At 61.6% G+C, this 23,108-nt stretch carries 22 protein-coding genes; 6 read left to right on the top strand and 16 right to left on the bottom strand.

Annotation, left to right across the window (positions count from 1 at the left end; genetic code table 11):
- Window positions 1-78: 78 nt before the first annotated feature.
- Both cydC and OIM99_RS15880 read right to left on the bottom strand, forming a co-directional pair.
- Window positions 79-1,848, bottom strand: coding sequence for a thiol reductant ABC exporter subunit CydC (cydC, locus tag OIM99_RS15885; protein WP_311851406.1), 1,770 nt, complete (start codon window positions 1,846-1,848; stop codon window positions 79-81).
- Entirely contained in the window at window positions 1,845-3,563 is a 1,719-nt protein-coding gene (locus tag OIM99_RS15880) for an ABC transporter ATP-binding protein (protein ID WP_311851405.1), read from the bottom strand. The genes cydC and OIM99_RS15880 overlap by 4 nt, the downstream gene beginning before the upstream one ends.
- Before the next feature lie 183 nt (window positions 3,564-3,746).
- Between OIM99_RS15880 and OIM99_RS15875 the strand changes: the two genes are divergently transcribed.
- The 3 genes from OIM99_RS15875 (at window position 3,747) to OIM99_RS15865 (ending at window position 5,900) form a co-directional block, all read left to right on the top strand.
- The gene (locus OIM99_RS15875) at window positions 3,747-4,091 is read left to right on the top strand and encodes a metalloregulator ArsR/SmtB family transcription factor (RefSeq protein ID WP_311851404.1); all 345 of its coding nucleotides are present in this window, start codon (window positions 3,747-3,749) and stop codon (window positions 4,089-4,091) included.
- On the top strand, window positions 4,088-4,570 hold the full coding sequence (locus tag OIM99_RS15870; protein ID WP_311851403.1) for an SRPBCC family protein: 483 nt from the start codon (window positions 4,088-4,090) through the stop codon (window positions 4,568-4,570). Before OIM99_RS15875 ends, OIM99_RS15870 begins: the two co-directional genes overlap by 4 nt.
- 139 nt (window positions 4,571-4,709) lie before the next feature.
- Window positions 4,710-5,900, top strand: coding sequence for an MFS transporter (locus OIM99_RS15865; protein ID WP_311851402.1), 1,191 nt, complete (start codon window positions 4,710-4,712; stop codon window positions 5,898-5,900).
- A 50-nt stretch (window positions 5,901-5,950) separates the two neighbouring features.
- Here the strand turns inward: OIM99_RS15865 and OIM99_RS15860 are convergent, their stop codons facing one another.
- Window positions 5,951-6,871 (bottom strand): alpha/beta hydrolase, encoded by a 921-nt coding sequence (locus OIM99_RS15860; RefSeq protein ID WP_311851401.1) that lies wholly within the window; start codon window positions 6,869-6,871, stop codon window positions 5,951-5,953.
- Between the two features lie 136 nt (window positions 6,872-7,007).
- On the opposite strand from OIM99_RS15860, the gene OIM99_RS15855 reads away from it, so the two are divergent.
- A complete protein-coding gene (locus tag OIM99_RS15855) occupies window positions 7,008-7,643 on the top strand; it encodes a hypothetical protein (protein WP_311851400.1) in 636 nt (211 codons plus the stop codon).
- A gap of 9 nt (window positions 7,644-7,652) precedes the next feature.
- Here OIM99_RS15855 and OIM99_RS15850 read toward each other — a convergent pair whose 3' ends face one another.
- Window positions 7,653-8,036, bottom strand: a complete 384-nt coding sequence (locus OIM99_RS15850) for a GFA family protein (RefSeq protein ID WP_311851399.1) — start codon at window positions 8,034-8,036, stop codon at window positions 7,653-7,655.
- A gap of 102 nt (window positions 8,037-8,138) precedes the next feature.
- On the opposite strand from OIM99_RS15850, the gene OIM99_RS15845 reads away from it, so the two are divergent.
- Window positions 8,139-8,750 carry a 2'-5' RNA ligase family protein gene (locus OIM99_RS15845; protein WP_311851398.1) on the top strand — a complete coding sequence of 204 codons (612 nt, stop codon included), beginning with the start codon at window positions 8,139-8,141 and terminating at the stop codon, window positions 8,748-8,750.
- 282 nt (window positions 8,751-9,032) lie between these two features.
- Window positions 9,033-10,496, top strand: a complete 1,464-nt coding sequence (locus tag OIM99_RS15840; RefSeq protein WP_311851397.1) for an MDR family MFS transporter — start codon at window positions 9,033-9,035, stop codon at window positions 10,494-10,496.
- Window positions 10,497-10,499: 3 nt separating this feature from the next.
- Here the strand turns inward: OIM99_RS15840 and OIM99_RS15835 are convergent, their stop codons facing one another.
- The 12 genes from OIM99_RS15835 to OIM99_RS15780 form a co-directional block, all read right to left on the bottom strand.
- A complete protein-coding gene (locus OIM99_RS15835; protein WP_311851396.1) occupies window positions 10,500-10,835 on the bottom strand; it encodes a cupin domain-containing protein in 336 nt (111 codons plus the stop codon).
- Between the two features lie 44 nt (window positions 10,836-10,879).
- A complete protein-coding gene (locus tag OIM99_RS15830; RefSeq protein ID WP_311851395.1) occupies window positions 10,880-11,758 on the bottom strand; it encodes a branched-chain amino acid ABC transporter permease in 879 nt (292 codons plus the stop codon).
- On the bottom strand, window positions 11,751-12,527 hold the full coding sequence (locus tag OIM99_RS15825; protein WP_311851394.1) for an ABC transporter ATP-binding protein: 777 nt from the start codon (window positions 12,525-12,527) through the stop codon (window positions 11,751-11,753). The genes OIM99_RS15830 and OIM99_RS15825 overlap by 8 nt, the downstream gene beginning before the upstream one ends.
- Window positions 12,524-13,510 carry a branched-chain amino acid ABC transporter permease gene (locus OIM99_RS15820; RefSeq protein ID WP_311851393.1) on the bottom strand — a complete coding sequence of 329 codons (987 nt, stop codon included), beginning with the start codon at window positions 13,508-13,510 and terminating at the stop codon, window positions 12,524-12,526. Before OIM99_RS15820 ends, OIM99_RS15825 begins: the two co-directional genes overlap by 4 nt.
- Window positions 13,482-14,204, bottom strand: coding sequence for an ABC transporter ATP-binding protein (locus OIM99_RS15815; protein ID WP_311851392.1), 723 nt, complete (start codon window positions 14,202-14,204; stop codon window positions 13,482-13,484). Before OIM99_RS15815 ends, OIM99_RS15820 begins: the two co-directional genes overlap by 29 nt.
- On the bottom strand, window positions 14,201-15,343 hold the full coding sequence (locus tag OIM99_RS15810) for an ABC transporter substrate-binding protein (protein ID WP_311851391.1): 1,143 nt from the start codon (window positions 15,341-15,343) through the stop codon (window positions 14,201-14,203). Before OIM99_RS15810 ends, OIM99_RS15815 begins: the two co-directional genes overlap by 4 nt.
- A 31-nt stretch (window positions 15,344-15,374) precedes the next feature.
- Window positions 15,375-16,925: a hydantoinase B/oxoprolinase family protein gene (locus tag OIM99_RS15805; protein WP_311851390.1), complete on the bottom strand. Its 1,551-nt coding sequence runs from the start codon at window positions 16,923-16,925 to the stop codon at window positions 15,375-15,377.
- 4 nt (window positions 16,926-16,929) lie between these two features.
- The gene (locus tag OIM99_RS15800) at window positions 16,930-18,993 is read right to left on the bottom strand and encodes a hydantoinase/oxoprolinase family protein (RefSeq protein WP_311851389.1); all 2,064 of its coding nucleotides are present in this window, start codon (window positions 18,991-18,993) and stop codon (window positions 16,930-16,932) included.
- Between the two features lie 4 nt (window positions 18,994-18,997).
- On the bottom strand, window positions 18,998-19,780 hold the full coding sequence (locus OIM99_RS15795; protein WP_311851388.1) for an IclR family transcriptional regulator: 783 nt from the start codon (window positions 19,778-19,780) through the stop codon (window positions 18,998-19,000).
- Between the two features lie 175 nt (window positions 19,781-19,955).
- Entirely contained in the window at window positions 19,956-20,687 is a 732-nt protein-coding gene (locus tag OIM99_RS15790) for a carbonic anhydrase (protein ID WP_311851387.1), read from the bottom strand.
- 95 nt (window positions 20,688-20,782) lie between these two features.
- Window positions 20,783-21,724, bottom strand: a complete 942-nt coding sequence (locus OIM99_RS15785; protein ID WP_311851386.1) for a helix-turn-helix domain-containing protein — start codon at window positions 21,722-21,724, stop codon at window positions 20,783-20,785.
- 66 nt (window positions 21,725-21,790) lie between these two features.
- Window positions 21,791-23,044: a cyclopropane-fatty-acyl-phospholipid synthase family protein gene (locus OIM99_RS15780; RefSeq protein ID WP_311851385.1), complete on the bottom strand. Its 1,254-nt coding sequence runs from the start codon at window positions 23,042-23,044 to the stop codon at window positions 21,791-21,793.
- Window positions 23,045-23,108 lie beyond the last annotated feature (64 nt).

Here is a 23,108-nt window from a genome sequence, read left to right as displayed (position 1 = left end):
CATGGCGTTTGCGATGGATTCAAAACTAACGCAGATCAGCCTGAATTGAAAGGTTTAAACGATGTCCTGCGATCACCACTATGCGAACGTTTCCACGGATGTGATCAGGCGGGTATAGGCGCCACCTTTCTGCACGAGATCGGCATGCTGTCCGTCTTCGACGATACGGCCATTTTCCAGTACGAGAATGCGATCGGCGCTGCGGATGGTCGACAGCCGATGGGCGATGACGATGACCGTTCGATTGCGGCGGATGTCGTCCATTGCCTTTTGCAGAGCCTTTTCATTCTCGCTGTCGAGACTCGAAGAGGCTTCATCCAGGAGAAGGATGGGTGCATCGAGCAGAAGCGCTCGGGCGATGGCGATGCGCTGGCGCTGGCCACCGGAGAGGCGGGCGCCACGTTCGCCGCAGACCGTGTCATAGCCCTGTGGCAGTTCGGCGATGAAGTCATGCGCTTGCGCCAGGCGAGCGGCGCGTTCGACCGCCAGGGGCGAAGCATTGGGCATCCCCAGTCGAATATTGTCAGCAATGGTCTCGTTGAAGAGATGGATGTCCTGCGGCACATAGGCGACGAGCTTGCGTAGCGCGCCGATCGGCCGGTCGCGAATGTCGCAATCGCCGATGGCGATACGCCCTTCGTCCACGTCCCAGAATCGCAGCAACAGATTGCTGCATGTGCTTTTGCCGGCGCCCGAACGGCCGACGAGAGCCACGGACTCGCCGGGGCGGACGGTGAAACTGACGCCGTTCAGCACGGCGCCGCGCTCCTTATTGCCATAGCCAAAACGCACCTGCTCGAAACGCACGGTCGTATCGGGCGTGGGGCCTTCGCGGCCGGTGTCTGGCACGGCCGGCTGTTGATGAAAAATGGTCAGGATGCGCTGCGCGCCCGCCCGCAGCTCGCCGAGCTTGCGGGCGGTTTGCGTGACTTCGACGATCGGACTCAAGGCTGCACCAGCAAGAACGATGAGCAGCGGGAAATGGGCGCGGTCGAGAGCGCCGCGCGCCACAAGCCACAGGCCTACGATCGCGGCGGTTAAGACGGCCAGCGCAACGAGACCGTCGATGGCGGCATGTTCGAGACCGGCCCGTGAGCCATAGCGCTTTTGCGCGGCGGCGAGATGGCGCGTCTGCCCGATGAGACGATCAAGCATGTCACGCGTGCGGCCAAAGATCGCCAGTTCGCGCTGACCTTGAATCATTTCCACGTTCTGGGCGTTGAGGGCGCCGAGTTCATGCATGACCTGACGTCCCTGTTCGCCGGCGCGGCGGGCGAGCCAGAAAGGCACCGAAGCAACGAGCGGCAGGAAGGGCAGCAGCGCCAGGGCGGCCAGCGGCGAAAGCAGGAAGATGACGATCAGCGCGCCCAGCGGCACCACGACGGCGCCGACATAATCGGCGACGGTGTGCGCATAGAAATGCTCCATCAGGTCCGCGTCGGCCGTGGCGACGGAAGCCAGTTCACCGGTGCGCTGTCCCAGAACATAACCGGGCGCGGCCCGCTCCAACCCATCGTAGATGCCAACCTGCAATGTCTCGATCAGAGCGAAAGCGAGGTCGTGCGAAATATAGGCCTGCCACCAGCGGGCGATGGCGGCGAGGAGGGCAACGAGACCGAGTGCGACAAAACCCGGGATGAGGCTTGCAGGCGCGGCACCCGTCACGGCCTTGCCGGCGAGCCAGGCGCCGATGGCGAGGCTCGCCAAAGTACCCGCCTGCGCGAGAATGCCTGACAGAATGGTCAGGGCTAGCACAAGGCGGCGGCTTTTCAGCAGGGGAATGAGCCCGAAAATGCCAGCGGATTTTTGCGCGCTTGTGGAAGGCAAGGGCAAGGTTGCGTCGGTCATGCTGCTTCTCCTTGCGCCGCCATCAGGCGGGAATAAATCTGGCCGCTTTGTTCGAGGCTTTGGTGATTGCCTTCCTCGACGATGCGGCCGTTTTCGAGCACCAGAATGCGATCGGCCTTGCGAATGGTGGATAGGCGATGGGCGATCACCAGAGTGGTACGCCGTCCGACCAGGCCATCGAGCGCATCCTGGATGGCGCTTTCGCTGCGCGGATCGACGTTGGACGTCGCTTCGTCGAGGATCAGGATCGGCGCATTCTTTAGAAGGGCGCGGGCGATCGAGAGCCGCTGGCGTTGGCCACCGGAGAGATGGGCGCCGCGCTCACCGATTTCGGTGGTATAGCCCTGCGGCAGGTTGAAGATGAATTCATCGATATGGGCGGCGATGGCCGCGGCGTGGATTTCATCCTTCGTCGCGTCCGGCTTGGCGATGCGCAGATTGTCTTCGATCGTTCCATGGAACAAATAGGTGTCCTGCGAGACGACGCTGACGAGCGAGCGCAGGTTTTCGAGCGAGAGATCGCTGATGTTGGTGCCGCCGATGCGGATATGGCCGGAGGTCGGATCGAAGAACCGCAACAGCAGCGAAATGACCGTCGATTTGCCGGCGCCCGAGGGGCCGACCAGAGCGACGAATTCTTTCTCCTTGATGGAGAAGGAGACCGACGACAAGGCCTTGGTGTCGTTCGTGTCGTAAGCGAAGCTCACATCGTCGAAGGCGATGTCATGCGCGATCGGTTTGGCGGCGCTTGTCGCCGGCTCTTCGATATTGGGCTGCAAGGCCAGGAAGTCCGATACGGAGGTTGCCGCGCCGCTGGCGGCCCAGGCGGTGTGGAATTCCTTTTCCAGCCGGTCGAGCGGCCGAAAGGCTTCGCGCATGAGGAACAAGGTCGTGAACAAGGCGACAGGTGCCAGAATGCCGGCTGCGGTGCGCCAACTGTTGAAGGACAAAACCAACGCCATGCCGATCAAGGTGATGAAGCCGGTGAGGCCGGTGCGCATCAAGGTCACGGCCAGGGTGTTCATGGCTTCCTGGCGCAGGTTGGCGGCGCGCAACGCCAATTCCTTGCGTCGCGCGGCGGTGGCGTCGAACGCCTTGAGGGTGACGATGCCTTGCAGGCTGTCGAGTAGATAGGCGCCGAAAGCGCCCATGGCAGCAAAGACGCCGGAGCTTTTGGGCATGCGCCAGCGCAGCCACAGCCGGTCGGCGATCGGGAAGGCGATGACGAAGGCGCCGAGCAGCAAAGCGGAGGGCCGATCGATCCAGGCGAGGACGGCCAATACGCCGGCGCAGCCGAGAATGGCGATGAAGATCGCCGGCATATAGCGGCTGTAATAGCTCTCCAATGCTTCGACGCCGGCCACGAGCACGGCCTGCAGATCGCCGGTCTGCTGGCGCAAGGTGACGCCGGGGCCAAGAGCCGCAAGATGCGCGAGCAGGCGGGCGCGCAGATGTTCCTTGGTTTGTTGCGCCGTGGTCTGCGCCGCCATTTCGGCGCACCACAGCAGGAAGCCGCGCAGGATAACGATGCCGGCAAAGGCGATGATCCAGCGCATGACGTCGGCCATTGCGGCGCCAGTAAAGAGGGCGGCCAGCGCCTGCGCCAGGAAGAGGCCCTGCAGCACATAGCAAGCGGTGATCAGCAGGCCGATGGCGGTGCTGATGGCGACGCGGGTTTTGAGCGGTCCGGCCAGTGCCAACAATTGTCCATTCATCGCAGACTCCTTTGGGTCTCGTTGTTCCAAATATGACTGACTATCAGTCATAGTCAATCCATCTCTGTATACTTAGGGATTGACCTTAGTATTTTTCCACGCTACCTGACCAGCCTGAGAGGAGGCGCCGTCGCGATCGGGCACGGATCAATCGAAGGGGAATTGCAGGTGATGATGCAGGGCATGTCCGCTGAGCCGGCGCTGATCGACGGCATCTTTCGCGCTCTGGCCGATCCGACCCGACGCGATGTCGTGGAACGGTTGAGCGCCAAGCCTTCATCGGTCAGCGAATTGGCGGCGTCCTATGACATGGCGCTGCCATCCTTCGTCGAACATTTGAAAATGCTCGAAGGGGCAGGGCTCGTCCGCTCCGCTAAGGTCGGTCGGGTGCGAACCTACGCACTCGTGCCCGAACAATTCGACATTCCGCGAGATTGGCTCAGCCGCCAACGCTCCATGTGGGAGGGCCGGCTCAATCGCCTCGACGCTTACCTTTTGTCACTCAAAAAGAAGGAGAAGCCTGAATGATGCTGCCTTTGGGAAAGCCTGATCCGACGCTGGATCTTGTATTGGAACGGGAGATCGACGTGCCCGTCGAATGGGTCTGGCAAGCCTGGACGGATCCGGAAAGCATCAAGCACTGGTTCGTTCCAAAACCGTGGACGGTCACGGAATGCGAAATCGATCTACGAGTCGGCGGTGGCTTTCGCTCGGTGATGCGTTCGCCCGAGGGGCAGGAGTTTCCGAACCTCGGCTGCTATCTGGAGATCGTGCCGATGAAGCGACTGATTTTCACCGATACGCTGCTGCCCGGCTTCCGTCCTGCGCCTAAGCCTTTCTTCACGGCCGGTCTGTTTCTTGAGCCGAACGGCAAGGGCACGCGTTACACGGCGATTGCCGTCCACGGCGACGCCGCCAGCCGCAAAACCCATGAGGACATGGGCTTTTACGATGGCTGGTCGACGGTGGTCGATCAGATGGTGGCCCATATCAAGGCGACGCACTGATCGTTTCCGGTCGCGGGTATCAGGAGACCTCCTGACCCGCGGCCGATGATGGTTGCGAATAATTTCTCGCCCCATGTCGGAATGGCCTAGGTTGGCGCGTCCTTGGTTTAGTCTCTTCAGAACCTGAGGATAGCCGGACATGAGCTCTTATCGTTGGGTGATCGTCGGCGCGGGCGCGCTGATGACCTGTGTCGCGCTGGGCGCGATGTTTTCGCTGGCCATTTTTCTTGAACCGGTTGCAACCGACACCCATTGGTCGCGGGCCGGCATATCGAGCGCCATGACGTTGAATTTCCTGGTCATGGGCTTTGGCGGCTTCGCCTGGGGTGCGATGACCGATCGGTTCGGTCCGCGTATCGTGGTGCTGAGCGGCGCGGTCCTGCTCGGCCTGGCGCTGGTTCTGGCGAGCCGGGCGGAAACGCTGACCACGTTCCAGTTGATCTACGGCATTCTGGTCGGGGCCGCCGCCAGTGCCTTCTTCGCGCCGATGATCGCCACCACCACCGGCTGGTTCGAGACCAATCGCAGCCTGGCGGTTTCGCTCGTCTCGGCCGGCATGGGCGTGGCACCGATGACGATCTCGCCCTTCGCGCGCTGGCTCATCTCGGCTTACGACTGGCGCACGGCGATGTTCGTCATCGGCGTGGTGGCCTGGGTGCTTTTAATTCCGGCCGCTTCTCTGGTGCGTCGACCGCCAGCCGTTGCGGCTTCGGGCGGGCCTCAGGCGGTTAGCACCGGCATGTCGGTGAAAGACGCCCTGCGTTCGCAACAATTCTGGGTCTTGGGGCTGACGTTCTTTGCCTGTTGTGCCGCTCATGCGGGGCCGATCTTCCACATGATCAGTTATGCGACGCTCTGCGGCATCGCGCCGATGGCGGCTGTCAGCATCTACAGTGTGGAAGGGCTTGCTGGTCTGTTTGGACGCGTCCTGTTCGGCGTGCTGGCCGATCGGGTGGGTGTCAAACGCGTGCTGTTGACCGGGCTCACACTTCAGGCCGTCGCCATCGCCGCCTATCTGTTCGTCAGCCGGCTTGGCGAATTCTATCTGCTCGCCGCGGTTTTCGGCACGATCTACGGCGGGGTGATGCCGCTCTATGCGGTGCTGGCGCGGGAATATTTCGGCCAGCAGATCATCGGTACGGTATTTGGCGCGGCGACTCTGTTGTCGAGCATCGGGATGGCGTTTGGTCCGGTGGCTGGCGGCCTCATCTTCGATACTTACGCCAGCTATATGTGGCTCTACATCGGCTCCGCTCTGGTCGGATTGGGAGCCGTGGGGATTGGGCTGGCTTTTCCGCCGATCGTGCGGCGGCAATTGCAGCCGGCGTGAGAAGTCCGCGTCATCCCGGCGCCGCATGCGATCCGGGATGACGCCAACACTTAGAAGTTTATCTCGGCGAGGAAGCGGACGATCTTCGGTCCGGCGAAGCCGCCGAAACTGGTGTCATCGACGGGATCGGTGACGAAGAAATGGCCGGCCCCGGGGACGACCACGGTGCGGACGTAGAAGCCGGCTTGTTTCAGCGCCAAGAGAAAAGCCGTCGATTGGGTGGCGGGATCGACGATATCGTCGTCGGTGCCGTGGATCAGCAGGAAGCGGACGCCGTTCTTGTCGACCATGGCATAGTTGATGGGCGAGGAGTCGAAGTAGACTTTTCGGTTGGCATAGGGCGCGGCGCCGAGAAATTTTTCGGCGATATTGTCGCGCGGGCGGGTGACGAGGTCATGCTGCCACTGCGCCTGCATGTCATAGACACCATAGAAGCCTACGACCGCTTTGACCTTGGCTGAAACGCTGGCGTTCGGATCGGAGCGATAGTCAGTGGAGTAGAGCGGCTCCTCGCCGGCTAGCGCGACGAGAGCTGACAGATGGCCGCCGGCGCTGTCGCCGATCAGGCCGATGCGGTCGGGATCGATGCCGAGGCTTGCAGCATTGGCGCGGACATATTGAATGGCGGCCTTGGTGTCGTAGATCGCGCCGGGATAGCTCCGCGCTTGCGGCTTGTTGAGCCGGTATTCGATGGCGAAGACCGCATAACCGTTCTTTGCCAGATAAGGGCCAAGATTTTGATAGATTTTACGGTCGCCGACCTGCCAGCCGCCGCCATGAACGGCGATCAGGATCGGCGCTTTCTGAACGCCTTGCGGCATATAGAGATCGCCGACGAGTTTCACCTGATCATGTTCGGCGAAGGTGATGTCGTTGCGGGTGGTGATAGTCGATTGCGCTCGTGCTGCAACGGTGTAAGCGGAAGCGACGATGGCAACAGCCAGGGGCAAAATGCGCCACGATCTGAACATGAAAGCCTCCCTGAGATGTCGGACCAAGCGATTATTGATCGCCAACGGTCTTGACTCTTTTATCTTAAGGTCAATTATCTTAATCTCAAGATAGTTACTCATAGACTTTGCGGTTATAGACTTAAGGAGAGGGCACATGGGCTCCGATGTCTCGTTCAAAGCGGTTGCCGACGAATTCGAGGCGGCGTGGAATGACCCCAGCCACAGCCGCTTCGAGCTGCCGGCGGTCGCGGTCAACAGCAAGCTGCGCGAGAAATATACGGTGACGCCGCCAGCGCGGATGTCGCGCGCCAAGCTCTGGGACATGGAGTGCCGGAAAGCCTGGGACCCCGCAAGCTTCATTCCTTATGTGGTGTCGACGGGGAAATCCTGGGGCCGGCATCAATTGGCTGATGGAGCCGAACGGTTCTTCCGCTCTTCCGAACAGGTCGGCTGGATCGATCCGAACGTGCGCGGCACGGTGCTGGAAGAGGTGCTGATCGACAACGAGACGCAGCGAATTTTCTTCATGGGCCGCGCGCAGTTTCCCGATGAGGCTGGCCAGCCTTTAAAGGCGGGCGACTTTCAGCCTCTCTTTCATGTCGAACATGCCGCTGCCGGCGACGATAACGATCCGCTGAATCTCTGGCGCATCGTCGTTCTCACCGAGAAATATGACGAGCGCTATACCGAGCCGTTCAAGGATATGGTGCGCCAGGGCTGGCTGCCGGGCTTCGTCGAAATCTATATCGAGCGCGAGTTCAACTGTAAGCTGACGCGCAAAGTGGCTTGAGCGCCGTCTTCAGAGGACGAGCTTGCTGCCTGCGATTTTGACGCGCGGCAGGCTTTCCAGATCGACATCGTCCAGGCAGCGCACGTTGATTGCCCAGCCTTTGAATGGTTCGACGCTTGCCGCTCGTTCGGCCGCAGTCGGTGCGCTCGGTTTGCGGAACGGCAGGATGCCGCACGTCTTGCAGAAATAGTCTTCCGCCGTTTCGCTTCCCCACCGATAGACCGTCATGTTCTCGCGCGGCGTCAACAGGCGCAGTGCCGTCTCGGGCACGCGAAACGTCAGCGCGCCCCGCCGCCGGCAGATCGAGCAATCGCAGGCGCGTACATGATCGATTTTAGCCTCGACCTCGAAGCGAACCGCGCCGCAGTGACAGGAGCCAGAGTGAATCGCCATGGCGGGAGTTTAGCACTGCTGAGCGGGAACGACTTGCGTTATGTTCCTGTTTTGTTCTAATCTGGGTTTAAGGGGACCTGCACGCGGCGTGGAGTTAGCGTCATGCAGGATGCGTTCGATTTTTATTGGGACTTTCCGGGCCGGCCGAGTCGTCCTGACCGCATTTTCTATGCGTTATTTCCTGACGCTGAAACAGCAGTTAAAGCGGAAGAGTTCGGACGGCTTTTTCGGAAAACGCATCGCTTGATTGGATCGCCGTTGCTGACCGAACGGCTGCATATCTCTTTACAACACATAGCCGACTATAGACGGGTGCGGAGCAAGTTCCTTTATGCCGCGCAACGGGCCGGCAATAGGATAGCCATTCCTCCATTTGAAGTGAGCCTATCAGCCATCGAGACATTTCATGAAGGGCGCCCAAATTGGCACCCACTCGTTCTACGAGCTGAAGGTCAGCTACTATCTGATTTGCAACGTCAGCTTGGTTTAGCCATGACTGAAAACGGGCTGAAGTTGCAAACTTCTGGTGCTTTTTTGCCCCATATGACCTTGTCCTATGGCCCTGGGATGGTTCGCCTGCGCGCGATCGAGCCGATCCGTTTCGTGGTGAAAGAGTTCTGCCTCGTTCACAACGAGCGCTGGCTCGGTCGGCTTGGCACTTATCATCTGCTTGAGCGTTGGCCTTTGATGGCATCCGCAAATTTCACGGGTTAAACGCCGGCCTTTAGCATCGCCTTGGCATTGACCTCGTGACAAGCCCAGGGATAGAAGGAGCGGCCCGAAACGAGAGCTGGTCGGATGGTTAGCCCGGCCGCTTCCAAGAGGAAGCATTCTCGACCCGAGCAAATCGCATTTCGAAGAAATGCGATTTTGCCCATGCTTTTGACGCGTCTTTGTGACGTTTGACTACGTCAAACTGCAAAACGCTATAGAGCGGATCCAGGACAGGGCATCGCTTATGCCGATGCATCCGCTTCTCTTGTCAAAGCTGACCCTATGAACGTTCAAGACAATAACGACCTTCGCCCGGACGAGAGGCTCGGCCGTAGCGAAAAACAGGCAATCGTGATCGGCGTTCTCGTCGTCATGCTGTTGGCGGCGATCGATCAGACCATCGTCACGCCAGCCATGCCGACCATTGGCAGCGCGCTTGGCGATAGCGAATATCTGCCCTGGATCATCACGGCCTATCTGTTGACCGCCACCGCTTCGGCGCCGCTCTATGGCAAGATTTCCGACAGCTACGGCCGGCGGCCGGTGATCGCCGCCGCGGTCGTCATCTTTCTCCTGGGTTCGGTGATCTCGGCGCTATCGCCGACCATGCTCACTCTGATCGTCGGCCGCGCCGTGCAGGGGCTGGGCGGTGGTGGCTTGCTCGTTCTGGCGCAAACGGTCATCGGCGATACGGTGCCGCCGCGCGAACGGGCCGCTTATGCCGGCTATATTTCGGCGACCTGGGCGATTGCCAGCCTGGCCGGACCGCTGCTCGGCGGTTTCTTCGCCGAGCGCTGGCATTGGTCGCTGATCTTCTGGGTCAATATTCCCCTTGGCATCGGCGCTCTGTTCATTCTGGCCGGACCGCTGAAGAAGCTGGCGGTGCCGACGCATCGCCATCGTCTCGATTTCGTCGGCGGCCTGCTGACGCTCGCCGCCACGACGACCTTGATGCTGGCGCTGACCTGGGGCGGCGGCATTTATCCATGGCTTTCGCCTGTCATTCTATCTCTGCTCGGCGCGTCGTTCATTCTCTGGCTGCTGTTCGTGTTCTGGCTTAATCGGGTGGAAGAGCCGTTGATCCCGCTCGAAGTGCTGCGCAACCCCATCGTCGCGGCGGCTACCCTGGCTTGTTTCTTCGGCATGGGCGGCAGTCTGGCCATTGCCGTTTACGTGCCGATCTATTTGCAGTCGCATCTCGGCCTGTCGGTAGCGGCATCCGGCGTGGCGCTGGTCGCCTATATCATGGGGACGACCGTCGGCAGCGCCGTCATCGGCAAGATGGTGCAGCATGTGCCGCGCTACAAATATCTTGCCGTCGGCGGCTATGCGCTCGCCGCCGTCTGCCTGACCGTGCTGGCGCTGCAATCTACCACGGCTTCTCTGTTGCTGACGGAAACGCTCCTCTTCGTTGCCGGTTTCGGCATGGGCTCGATGTTCCCGATCGGCACCGTCACGGTTCAGAACGCTGTCGATTATCGCCATTTGGGCGTCGCCACCGCCGTGTTGAGCTTCATGCGCAATCTGGGCAGCGCGCTCGGTGTGGCGGCCGTCGGTGCCATCGCATTGGCGAGCGGCCTGCCAGGCTTGCGCGAGGGCACCACGGGCGATGCCGCCGTGGAACTCGCGACTGCAAGCGCGTTCCGCGACATCTTCCTGGCCGGTGCGGTCATCTCGGCGCTGGCGGCGCTCTGCTTCCTCGCCCTGAAGGAAATTCCGCTGCGCGCGACCGTGAAAGGTGAGTAGCGCTTAGGAGGAGTATTCCGGCCGGGTCGGGGTGAAGACGTCGAGATTCATCACCGGCTCGTCGCCGATCACTTCGCCCCAATGTTCGACATTCGGCGGCACGACGAGAACGCTGCCGGGCCCGAGGATATGTTCCTCGCCGCCGACGACGAATTTGATCTTGCCGCTGATGATATAGGCGATCTGTTCGTGCGGATGCGAATGCGGCCGCGGTTCGTGGCCGGGCATCAGCCGATTGATGGCGATGGTGGCGCCGGTGCCGGAAAAGCCCTTGCGGTCGACGCCGGTGCGCACATGCGTCCAATCCGTCTTGCTCCAATCGATTTTGGCGATGTCCATGGCGTATCCTTTCTTCAGGTCTCGTAGATCATATCACTTGCTGGTCACTTGCTGGCGCCGACGATGCCGCCGGGGCGCAGGAACAGGAAAATCAACAGCATCGACAGGGCCGCGACATTTTTGAGCCCGGAACCGAATCCGGCGATGGCGGCGGCTTGTACGACGCCCAGCAGCAGACCGCCGAGAAAAGCACCGGACGGTTTGCCGAAACCGCCGACAATGGCAGCGATGAAGCCGGAAATGGCGAAGGGCACGCCGACATTGAAGGCGGTGTATTGCGTCGGCGTGATCAAGACGCCGGCGAGCGCGCCGAGGCCGGCGCTGAGCGCGAAAGAGAGCGCCAGCATGCGCTTGACCGGAATGCCTTGCAGCGCCGCCGCCTCGCGGTCGATGGCGCAGGCGCGCATCGCCTTCCCGGTCTTGGTCTTCTGAAAGAAGACGGCGAGGCCGGCAACGATTAGGCAGGAGGTAACGAGAATCCAGATCAGTTGCAGGCTCACCGCGACGCCGCCGAATTTCAACGGCGGCAGATCGGTGAAAACGGGCAGGGTGCGGGGCTGGTCGCCGACGGCGAGCAAAGTCGCGCGCTCGACGACGATCTGCGCCGCCAATGTCGCCAGGATCATGACGAACATGGTGGCGTTGCGATCCCATAGGGGACGCACGACGACCCGTTCCAATACCGTGCCCGAAATTGCCACTAAAAGAATGGCGATGATGGCGGCGATGGGAAGCGGTAGGCCCAACCGGGTCAGCGCCACTTGCGTGATCATGCCGCCCAGCATGACGAAGGCGCCCTGGGCGAAATTGACGATGCCGCTGGCGTTGTAGATGACGCAGAAGCCGATGCCGATCAGGCCGTAGATGCAGCCGGTGCCGAGACCGCTGACCAGAACTTGCGCGAAATAGGTGAAGTCAGACATCGGCGATCTCCACGCCACCGAGATAGGCTTCGAGAACCGCCGGATGCGCCCGCACTTCCGCCGGTGTGCCTTCGGCGATCTTGCGGCCGAAATCGAGCACGATCACCCGATCGGCTACCGACATGACGAGCGACATGTCGTGTTCGATGAGGAGAACGGTGACGCCGCTGGCGGCGATCTGGCGGATCATCGCGGCGAGATGCTTGGATTCGTTGGCGTCGAGCCCGGCCGCCGGTTCGTCCAGCAGGATCAGGCGCGGCTGGGCTGCCAAGGCGCGCACCAGTTCGAGTAGACGCTGCTGGCCGTAGGACAGAATTTTGGCGGGTTGGTCGGCGAGAGGTGTCAACCGGGCCAGATCGAGTAGTTCGCGCGCTTTGGTTTCGATTTGCTTTTCTTCCTCGCGTGTCGCGCGGGGCCGCAGTACGGCGGCAAGCAGGCCGCTTGTCGTATGCAGATGCTGGCCGACCTTCACATTGTCGAGCACACTCATTTCGGGAAAGAGCTGTACGAGCTGAAACGTCCGGACGAGGCCGCGCGCGGCGAGCTTGTCCGGCGTCAGGCCGACGATATCGTCACCCTCGAAACGGATCGTGCCTTCGGTGGGCGGCAGGAAACCGGAGATGAGGCTGAACAGGGTCGTCTTGCCGGCGCCGTTCGGGCCGATGACCGCCGTTACACCGTCAACGGGAACATCGAAACTGACCTCGCCCACGGCCACGAGGCCGCCGAAGCGCTTGGTCAGATTGTCGATCGACAGGCGCGTGGTCATGACGCGCTCCCGGTTCGTTCGCGGCGTTCGAAGAAAGCCGCGAGGCCGCGTGGCGCGTAGATCAACAGCAGGATCAGTGCCGCGCCATAGAACAGGTCCTGATAGTCCTTGAAGCCGCGCAGCACTTCCGGCAGCAGGCTGATCAGCAGCGCGCCGATCAAGGGACCGGCAATGCTGCCGATGCCGCCGACATAAAGCATGGTGAAGCCGAGGATGACCATGTGCAGGCCGAAGACTTCCGGGCTGACATAGCCGACCACATGGACGAACAGCGCACCGGCCAGCGCGGCGAAAGCGGCGGCGGTGAGAAAGGCGATCAACTTGGTGCGCGACACGTTGATGCCGAGCGCCAGCGCCGCATTCTCCGAAGCGCCCAGCGCCAGAAAGGCGCGGCCCATGCGCGATGATTTGATGCGCGCGGCGATGAAGACGGCCAGCAGCGCGACGATGGATAGGATGGCAAGCTGGCCACGGTCGGAAATGATCTCATAGGAGCCGATGCCCAAAGGCGGAATGCCGGAGATGCCGAGATAGCCTTGCGTCATCGACTGCCATTCGACGGCGATTTCATAGGTGATGAGGCCGATGGCCAATGTCGCCATGGCGAGATAGTGGCCTTTCAGGCGCAAAGTCGGATAGCCGATGATGAGTGCGATCACGACGGCCAGCAGGATGCCGGCGATCATCGCCGGCAACACGGGCCAGTTGTAGGTGGTCGTCAAAATGGCCGAGGCATAACCGCCGAGCCCGGCGAAGGCGTTCTGGCCGAAGGACACCTGATTGGCGAAGCCCATGAACAGGTTCAGCCCGGTGACGAAAACCACATAGACGAGGGCGAAGGCGATCACCGTCGCGATATAGCCGCCGACGACGAAGGCATAGCCGACGATGGCGGCTGACACCGCCCAGGGCAGGAGCTGCAAAGGCCGAGCGCGCGGCAGCAGGCCGGCGCGCTCAGTGGAAGTAGTATTTGGCAAGGTCATCATGCGAGCTCAGGTCACGGGGATCGAGACAGGCCACGATGCGGCCGAGGACGAGCACATAGGCGCGCTGCGCCAGCTTCAACGCCGCCGGTGCTTTCTGCTCGACGAGCAGGATCGGCAGGCCTTCATCGCGTAGAAGCGCCAGCTTTTCCATGATCTCGGCGATGACACGCGGCGCCAGGCCGAGCGAGGGTTCGTCGAGCAGAAGGATTTTCGGGTCGCTCATTAAGGCGCGGCCGATGGCCAGCATCTGCTGTTCGCCGCCGGACATGGAGCCTGCGGTTTGCGACAGACGCTCGCCAAGACGCGGAAACAGCGCCAGCACGCGCGTGAGCCGGCGCTCATATTCGGCCTTGTCGCTACGCAAGCGATAGGCACCGAGCTGAAGATTTTCGGAGACGGTCATCGGCCCGAAAATGCCGCGCCCTTCGGGCACCAGCACCACGCCGCGCGAACTGACCGCCACCGGATCTTGCCGGGGCAGGGGCGTGCCATGGAAACTGGCCGTGCCCGTCGTCGAGGCAAGACCAAGAATGGCGCGCAGCAAGGTCGACTTGCCGGCCCCGTTGGGGCCGAGCACGGCGACAAGCTCTCCGGCACAGACATGGATGTCGGCGGCGGAGAGCGCCTGCACATGACCATAGCGTGCGGTCAGCGCCTGCGTCTCCAGTATCCGCGCGGGGGCGGCTGTCATTCCACGACCTTGGGCTGACCGTTGGCAATGGTGGCGATGAAGAACGGATTGACCGTGAGGCCCTGATGCACGGTGGCGCTCATATTGTAGACGCCCGTCGTGCCCTGGAAGCCGGTCAATTGTTCGAGCGCGTCACGCACCGCCGGACCATCGAAGGATTTCGCCTTCTCGATGGCGGCGACCGTCAGCATCACGCCGTCCCAGCCGCGCGAGGCCCAGTTCGGATCGCGGTCCGTGAACTTGGCGTGCCAGGGCTTGAGGAAGCGGCCGATCTCGGTTTTCAGTGCGCCATCGGGCAGGGCGTCGAAGACCTGCGACGGCGAGGCGACGAAGAAGAACTTGTCGCCGAGCACATCGGCCACCGGCTTGAAGACGGCAATGTCCTCGAGGCTGGTCAGCAGCAACAGGTTGGAGCCGAGCTGCTTGATGTTCTTGGCCGCCGTCAGCGTGGTACCGCCGAGGCCGATCTTCAGGATCGCGCCGGCGCCCGCCGCCTGCATCTTGGCGATCTGCACCGAAAGGTCCGCATCGTCCTGCTTGTATTGTTCGACGCCGACGACCTCGATGCCATATTCGGCCGCCGCTTTCTCCGCCACGCCCTTCTGCAGATTGGCATAGGGGGTGGGGTCGTGCAGCACGCCGACCTTGCGGATGTTGGTCTTGTTCTTGAGATATTCGTAGCGCTTGGTGATTTCGAACCCGGCCGGCGGCAGGGTTGAGAACGCCCATTTCACCTGGTCGGGCTGCTGCGGCAGGATGGAGCAGAGCACCATCGGCACTTGCGCACGCACGACGAGGCCGGCGGCGGCGAAATTGCCGGCCGAGACGCAGCCCGAGATGAAGATGTTGACTCTGTCGGAGGTCAGCATCTTGCGATAGACCGTCACCGCTTCCTGCGGTTCGGAGCGATTGTCCTCGACGATCACTTCCAGCTTGCGGCCCATCACGCCGCCCTTCGCATTGATAGCGGCAGCGGCCAGCTCGACACCATCGCGCCAGGCGCGATCGACGGTCGCGGCATAGCCGGTGAGGCCGGCGGAAATGCCGATCTTATAGGTTTCCTGCGCGGTGGCGCCAGAGGCGGTGAGGACGGCAGCAAAGCCGGCGGCAGCAAAAGCCGCGTAGTGTCTCCCTTGCATATTCTTTCTCCCTCTCCTGTTTACGCGTCGATTAATAGTTGGACGATCCGAATCCGCCCCCTCCGGGCGTTTCCAAAAGCACCACATCATTCGGCTGCATGGTCAGCTTACGTGGTTCGCTGACATCGCGGCCATTGACTTGAAACACGCCTTTCTGGCCGGCCGTGCCGCCACCGATACCATCGGGACCGTGGCCGAGACGGCTTGGCACGGCGTTGAGCAGCCAGGGGTCTTGGGTGAGCATATGGAACTGGATGATCTGGCCGTCGCCGCCCGCCGTGCGGCCCTGACCACCCGAACCGCGGCGCAATTCCTTGCGGTCGAAGACGATCGGCATGGCCGCTTCGAGGATTTCGATCGGCACGGCAGCAACGCCCGTGGGATAGCAGGTGGCGCTGGGGCCAGGCTTGGTGGCGCGTGCACCCATGCCGCCGGAATAATTGAACATGGACGAGGTGAAGGCGTTGCCGTCGGCCTTCTTGCCCTGGATCTGCATGGTCCACACCGCGCCGGAGCCTTCCGCCAACACGCGCTCGGGCATCACCTGATAGAGCGCTTTGAGGATCGGCATCGGCACATACATGCCGACAACGTGGCGGGCATTGACTGGCGCCGGATAGCGGCAGTTCACGATCGAACCTTCGGGCGCCTTGATCTCGATGGGCGCCAGGCTGCCGGTATTGTTGGGCAGTTCCGGGTTCAGGCAACTGCGGATGGCGAACGTCGAATACGCGTGGGTGTAGTTCAGCACCACGTTGATACCGGTCGAAGTCTGCATCGAGGAGCCGTCGAAATCGACGGTGATGCTGCCTTTGTCGGTATCGACGGTGAGGGCGGTTTTCAGCGTGATGATCTCACCGCCCGGCACATCGAACTGGCTTTCGCCGTGATAGACGCCGGGCTTGAGCTTGCGGATGGCTGCCCGCGTCGCTTCCTCGGAACGGGCGATGATCTCGTCCGACAGGGTTTCGATATCCTCGAGGCCGTGGCGACGGCACAGCGCGATCAGATGATCGGCGGCGGCATGGCCGCTGGACACTTGGGCCGCGAGATCGCCGAACACGGCATCGGGCGTGCGGACATTACGGCCGATCATGGCATGCAGCACCGCATTAGGGACGCCGCGCTCATAGAATTTCAGCGGCGGAATCCACAGGCCTTCCTCGTGCACATCACGCGCGCCGGCGCCGATGCCATAACCGCCGATGTCGGTGTGATGGATGGTCGAGCCGATATAAGCGAGAATCTTGTCGCCGTCGTAGATCGGCGTCAGCAAAGTGATGTCGAAGAAATGGCCGGCCGAGAGCCAGGGATCGTTGGTGATCAAGACGTCGCCCGGCTCGCATTTGCCGTCGAACAATTTGACCAGATGAGCGCCGGCGAAGGCGAGCGAATTGATGTGGCCTGGCGTGCCGGTATTGGCCTGCGCCACCATGCGGCCGCGCCGATCGAACAGAGCGCAAGCGAGGTCGCCCGCTTCGCGCACGATCGGGCTGAAGGCGATGCGTTGCAGGGCTTTCGACCGTTCGGTGACGATGCCGATGAGATTAGACCACAGGATTTCGAGTTCGACGGGATCCATGACGTTATCCTTTTGTGGCGACGATGCAGCCGTAGCTATCGATGACGGCGCTCCAGCCCGGCGGCAGCGCTGTCGTTGTCTCGCGTTCTTCGATGATGGCGGGGCCTTCGATCTTCTGGCCGACGGCGAGATCGGCGCGGGCATAAACGGCGACCTGCTGATTGTCTTCCCAGGCATGCACCGTGCGATGCCGTTTTGGCGCAGCCGCTTTGCCGGCCGCGTTGGCTGGAGCTTTGAAGGGAACGAGTGGTCCCCGCGCGGTCACGCGCCAGGTGACGATCTCGATGCCGACATGGGAGGGGGTGACGCCGTAAAGCGTGCGATAGGCGGTCTCAAAGCGGTTGGCGATGCCGGAAATATCGTGGTTGCTGCGCGGGTCGGCCTCGAAAGTGACGGGCACCTCATGCTGCTGGCCGACGTAGCGCATGTCGGCGCCGAATTCGAAGCGCACGTCCTGCGGCGTGCAGCCGGCTTCTGCCAGCGCCTCGGTCGCTTCCTTCGTCAATTCGCCGAGGATATGGTTGACACGCTTCCAATCGAGATCGTTGAGGCGGCCGAGATCGCTGCGCACCAGATCGAGACGCACCGGCGTCACCAGGGTGCCGAAGGCCGACAGCACGCTCGATTGCGGCGGCACGATCACCGAGGCGCTTTGCAAGAGCGCAGCGACGCCGCAGGCATGCAGCGGGCCGGCGCCGCCGAAGGCGAAGAGCGGCAGGCCGCGATAGTCGATGCCGCGATCGGTGGCATGGGCGCGGGCGGCGGAAGCCATGGCTTCGGTGACGACACGATAGATGCCGCGCGCCGCCTCGACAGGTGATAGTTTCAATTCGCCAGCCAGGCGATCGAAGGCTTTCCGCATGGCCGGGCTGTCGAGCTTCATGTCGCCGCCCAGGAAGTTATCCGCATCGATCAGGCCGAGCATCAGATCAGCGTCGGTGACGGTGGGATTGGTGCCGCCACGGCCATAGCAGGCCGGCCCTGGCATGGAGCCGGCACTTTCCGGGCCGACTTTCAAGAGACCCAGATCATCGACATGGGCGATCGAGCCGCCACCGGCACCGATCTCGATCATATCGATCGAGGGCACCGTCACCGGCAGGCCGCTGCCATCCTTGAAGCGGTAGCGCCGGTCGACCTCGAACAGACCGGTGACGAGGGGCACGCGGTTTTCGATGAGGCAGGCCTTGGCGGTGGTGCCGCCCATGTCGAAGGACATCAGCCGGTCGATCTTGAGCAGTTCGGCATAATGGCAGGCGGCGAGCGCACCGGCGGCCGGTCCGCTCTCGATCATCCGCACCGGATTGCGGCCGGCGGTTTCGGCGCCGACCACACCGCCGGACGACAGCATGATTAGTGGCGTATTGGCGAAGCCCTCAGTTTCAAGCCGTTCGCTCAGCCGCTTCAGATAGGGCTGCGAGATCGGCATCGTATAGGCGTTGACCGTGGTGGTGGAGGCGCGCGGATATTCGCGGATCTGTGGCGCGACGTCCGACGACGTGCAGATGAAGAGATCGGGCAGGGCCTGGCGTAGGGCTGCGGCCACTTGCCGCTCGTTTTCCGGATTGGCGAAGCTGTTGAGGAAACAGATGGCGACGGCCTTGGCGCCGCTGGCTTTCAACTGGCTGACGAGGCTGGCGATGTCCTTTTCCGCCGGCTTCGCCAGGATCTGCCCGTCGGCCAGGGTGCGCTCGGCGATGGAAAAGGTGAGTTCCTGCGGCACCAAGGGTTCGGGAAACTCGATCTGCGGATCGTACATTTCGTAGCGGTGCTCGTTGCGGATGAAGAGCACGTCACGAAAACCTTCCGTCGTCACCATGGCGGTCGGCTGGCCTTTGCGCTCGATTAAAGCATTGGTGACGACCGTGGTGGCGTGGACGACGACACCGTCGACATTATTGGCGTCGATGGCGGCCTTCGAGAGCACGGAATGGACGCCGTGAAAGAAGCCCTCCAGCAGGTCGTGATGGGTGGTGAGCGTCTTGTCGACCGTCAGCGCGCCGGCATCGTTGCGTAAAACGATGTCCGTGAAGGTTCCGCCGATATCGACAGCGAGCGAATAGGTCATGGCGTTACGATCTCCAACCTAATGTTCCAGAAATGCGGGCGGCGGTCTCGAGCGTCGCGGTGATCTGGGCGGGCTCGGGTGTCGCCGGAATGAATTGTTTGGCGCCGACGATAGCGATGGAGGCGACGAGCGTGCCGTGATGGTTGCGCACCGGTGCCGCCAAGGTGTTGACGCCGCTGATCACCTCGTCGGGAGCCGTCGCCCAACCGCGCGCGCGGGCTTCTTTGACGTCGCGGGCGAGTTTCTTGGGATCGGTGATCGTGTCCGGCGTCCAGGATTGCAGCGGGGCGCTCGTTATGTCAGCGAGCAGACGGTCGGGACCGAAGGCGAGCCACACCTTGCCGTGAGCGCTGGCGTGCAGGGCCATGCGCGTGCCGGGACGGGTGGCGAATTCGATGACGGTGCGCCCTTGCATCAGTTCTAGAACGACGACCTCGTCATCGATCAGCGTGCATATCGTCACGGCCTGGCCGGTCGCATCGCGCAAGGCGAGCAGTTCGGGCCGTGCTGTCGTGACGATGTCGAAACGGCTGCGCGAGGCCTCGCCCAGCACCATCATCTTGACGCCGATGTCGTAGCTACCGGTGGCCGGGTCGTGGCGCACGAAGCCGTGGCGCAGCAGCGTTTGCAGGTGACGATAGACGGTCGATTTGGATGCGTCGAAGGCTGCGGCGATGGCGCCAAGCGGCGTCGGTCCGCTTTGATAGGCGAGATGTTCGACAATCCGCAGCGCGAGATCGAGCGTGCTCGTCCCTGGCTCGGTGTTGACGCTCTCCGCCTTGCCCATGCGGTTCCCTCGTGGCGCTCAGTTGTTTCATTATTCAAAACGACGTTTTATTATTTGGATCATGCGCCGTCATTCTGGATCTCGTCAAGAGGGGGCTTGGCGTGTTTGCGGTGCGAAAATAGAAAAGCCGCCCAAATTAAAGGGCGGCTTTCGTCTAGCTGTTGGCGATGTCAGGTCAGACGAGAGCGATCTTTCCCGTTGCCAGATCATACTGTGCGCCAACCACTTTTATCTTCTTCGCCTGCACGAAGTCGGCAAGGATAGGCTTGGCTGTCTCAAGCCGGCGAACGCCATTGCGAATATTTTGGGTGATGGACGCTGCGAGCAGATTGGTTGGTTTATCTTTCTGCGCTGCAGCGACCGCCGGTTTGATGTCGCGCACCAACTGCTGCAAATGGCCGGGCAGGGTGGCGCCGTCGTTGAGGACTTTGATGGCGGCATCAACCGCGCCGCAGTTGGAATGGCCGAGCACCATGATCAAGGGCACGTTGAGAATCTTCACCGCATATTCGAGACTGGCCAGACCGTCGTCATTGACGAAATTGCCGGCGAGGCGAACGACGAAGAGATCGCCGGGCGCTTGATCGAAAGCAAGTTCTGGCGCGACGCGCGAGTCGGCGCAGCTCAGGATCGCGGCGATCGGATGTTGCGCCGCGGCACGGGCGGCGCGGCCGACGGAATAGTCCTGATTGGCGGATGTATTGGTGGTGTAGCGCGCATTGCCGTCCATGATGCGCTTCAGGGCGTCATCGGGAGAAATGGCATTCTGTGGTGTCGCCGGCTGCGCCAATGCCGCCTGAAATGGTGCCGTGGAAGCTGTGGCGAGCGCCGCGCTGGCCCCCAGCAGATGGCGACGAGAGAACCTTAATCTATTGCTCGGGTTTGGCGAGGAACACTGATCGCACATGAATAGCCCCCTTAAGAATGAACACGCACATAATCAGAGGAGCCGTTGAGGAACGTTTAAGCGCGATTGTTCTTATTTTTCTGTGTGATGCAAGCCTAAGGCTCGCTCGTCAGATGTGGGCGGGAAGCGCCAAAATTGAGTTGACGCACATATTTGTCAAAAAGCCCATTGAGCGGTTTGAAGCGTTGATTAGGCGCCGTTGAAAGTTCACCGCGCGCTTGATTAGGGGTTAAGGAAAAGCGCGTCCGGAAGGCGCGGTGGAATTGCGTGGAGCTGGAAAAGCCGAAGTCATGGGCGATCTGTGTCACCGAATGGTTTTTCCCGTCGGACGAAGCCAAAGCATGAAACGCTGCATCGAGCCGCTTTTCACGGATGATCGTCGCGACGCCGCCCTCAGCCTCGAACATCCGATAGAGGTGAGCGCGCGAGACCTGGAAACGCTGCATAAGTAGAGCCGGTCCAAGGGCGGGATCGGCGAGGTGGGTGTCGATAAAATGAAGCAGGCGGTGGCGCAACACATGGGCCAGAGCCGGATCTTGTGGCAGCGGCGCCTGGCGAGCCAGGCATGCGCCGATGAGGTCTATGGCGGCGTCCTCGATGGCTTGCAGGTCCTGTCCATCGGAGGTTGTTGAAAGCGTCGCGAAACTGATCATGAACTCAGTCAAGAATCGCGTCGTCGGCTCGCTCTTCTTGAAAACGAGGCCATGCAGGTCGCGTCCGCCAGTCACTTTGTCGACGGCGGCTCGTGGCAACATCAATGATAATATGGAGCCATTTCCGACCTCGCCGTTGAACGTACGGCTGAGATCGAAGACGATGATATCGCCAGCGGCGGTCGGCGTCGTGCGTTCTCCGCAGACGCCGTTATGCTCGCCGGTCAGCATCAGGCGAATGAAATACTGATCCATTCCGCCGAGCACATGGCGGCGGTCGCGTCGATATTGCTGCTGTCCATGCCGCGACGCGATGACGACCGTCCGGCCGAACAGATGTGTCCGCAGCGACAGTTCGAGAGCGCCGGGATCGTCGGCCAACATGGTAGGCTCGAACAGCAAGCGGCGATCTATGGGCTGATCAAAGGCTGGCGGCGCGGTGATCCTCTGTCACGGGCTGTTGACCGCGGCGGGGGCGCGTGACGGTACCGCTGATCGGCTGGGCGCGAACTGGTCGATGTAGCCGCGGGTCAGCGGCACCACGTCGTTGCGATGGGTGAGCTGAATCTGGAAGACCATCAGCTCCTGCCAGCGGAAGGCGGCTTCCGATGCGGCCAGATAGAATTCCCACATGCGGCAGAAGCGTTCGTCGTAGATTTCCTTGGCGCGATCGCGATGCGCCTGGAAGCGCTCCTGCCAGGCTTTCAGTGTGTCGGCATAATGGAAGCGCAGGATTTCGATGTCGTTGACCATCAATCCGGCGCTTTCGATCACCGGCAGGACCTCCGACAGCGAGGGGATATAGCCGCCTGGGAAGATATATTTGCGGATGAAGGCGCCGGTGGCGATCGGCGGTCCGTTGCGGCCGATCGAATGCAGCACCATGATGCCGTCCTTCTTGAGCAGCTTCGCCGACTGCTCGAAGAAGGTGCGGAAGTGATTGACGCCGACATGTTCGAACATGCCGACCGAGACGATCCGGTCGAAGGGCTCAGTCAGGTCGCGATAGTCGGTCAGTTCGAAGCGCACGCGCTTGTCGAGGCCAGCCGCGCGGGCGCGCTCCTCCGCCACGCCGTGCTGTTCCGTCGACAAAGTGATGCCGAGCACGTCGGCTTCGCACTGGCGTGCCAGATAGAGGCCGAGCCCGCCCCAGCCCGAACCGATGTCGAGCACGCGCTGGCCAGGCTTGATCAGCAGTTTGGCGGCGAGATGGCGCTTTTTGGCGAGCTGCGCTTCTTCTAACGTCATGTCGGGACGTTCGAAATAGGCGCAGGAATATTGCATGTCCTCATCGAGGAAGAGTTTGTAGAGCTCGCCGGAGAGATCGTAGTGCCGGTGGACGTTTTCCTTCGCCCGGTTCGCCGTGTTGAGCTGCTGCAGGCGTTTGAAAAGGTTGCGCGTGCCTTCGATGATGCGCGTCAGCACGTTGCCGTGGACGCTCAAACCTACGTTTTTATACACGACCGACAAGAGCCGCAGCACATCGCCTTCGAGGAAATCGACCTCGCCGCTCATGTAGGATTCGGGGAAGGCCAGCATAGGATCGCGCGTGATCGCCCATTCCGCATGGCTGGTGTGAATGACGATATGCGCCGGCGGCCCGTTGCCGTCACCGAATGTGTTCACCTTGCCCTCAGGGTCGGTGATCAGGAGATTTCCGTTTCGTATCACGCGCTCGAGCGTGCGCTGCAATAGAGTGTTCATGGCAACAACCGTCGTTATCGGCAGTACCGCCTCTTGTGGTCCGGCACCTAATTAACGACAGTTT

Source organism: Methylocella sp. CPCC 101449 (assembly GCF_031921685.1).
In the GTDB taxonomy this organism is placed as follows: domain Bacteria; phylum Pseudomonadota; class Alphaproteobacteria; order Rhizobiales; family Beijerinckiaceae; genus Terripilifer.
The sequence above is the reverse complement of the archived record's forward strand: the minus strand, read 5'-3'. Positions and strand labels throughout refer to the sequence as shown.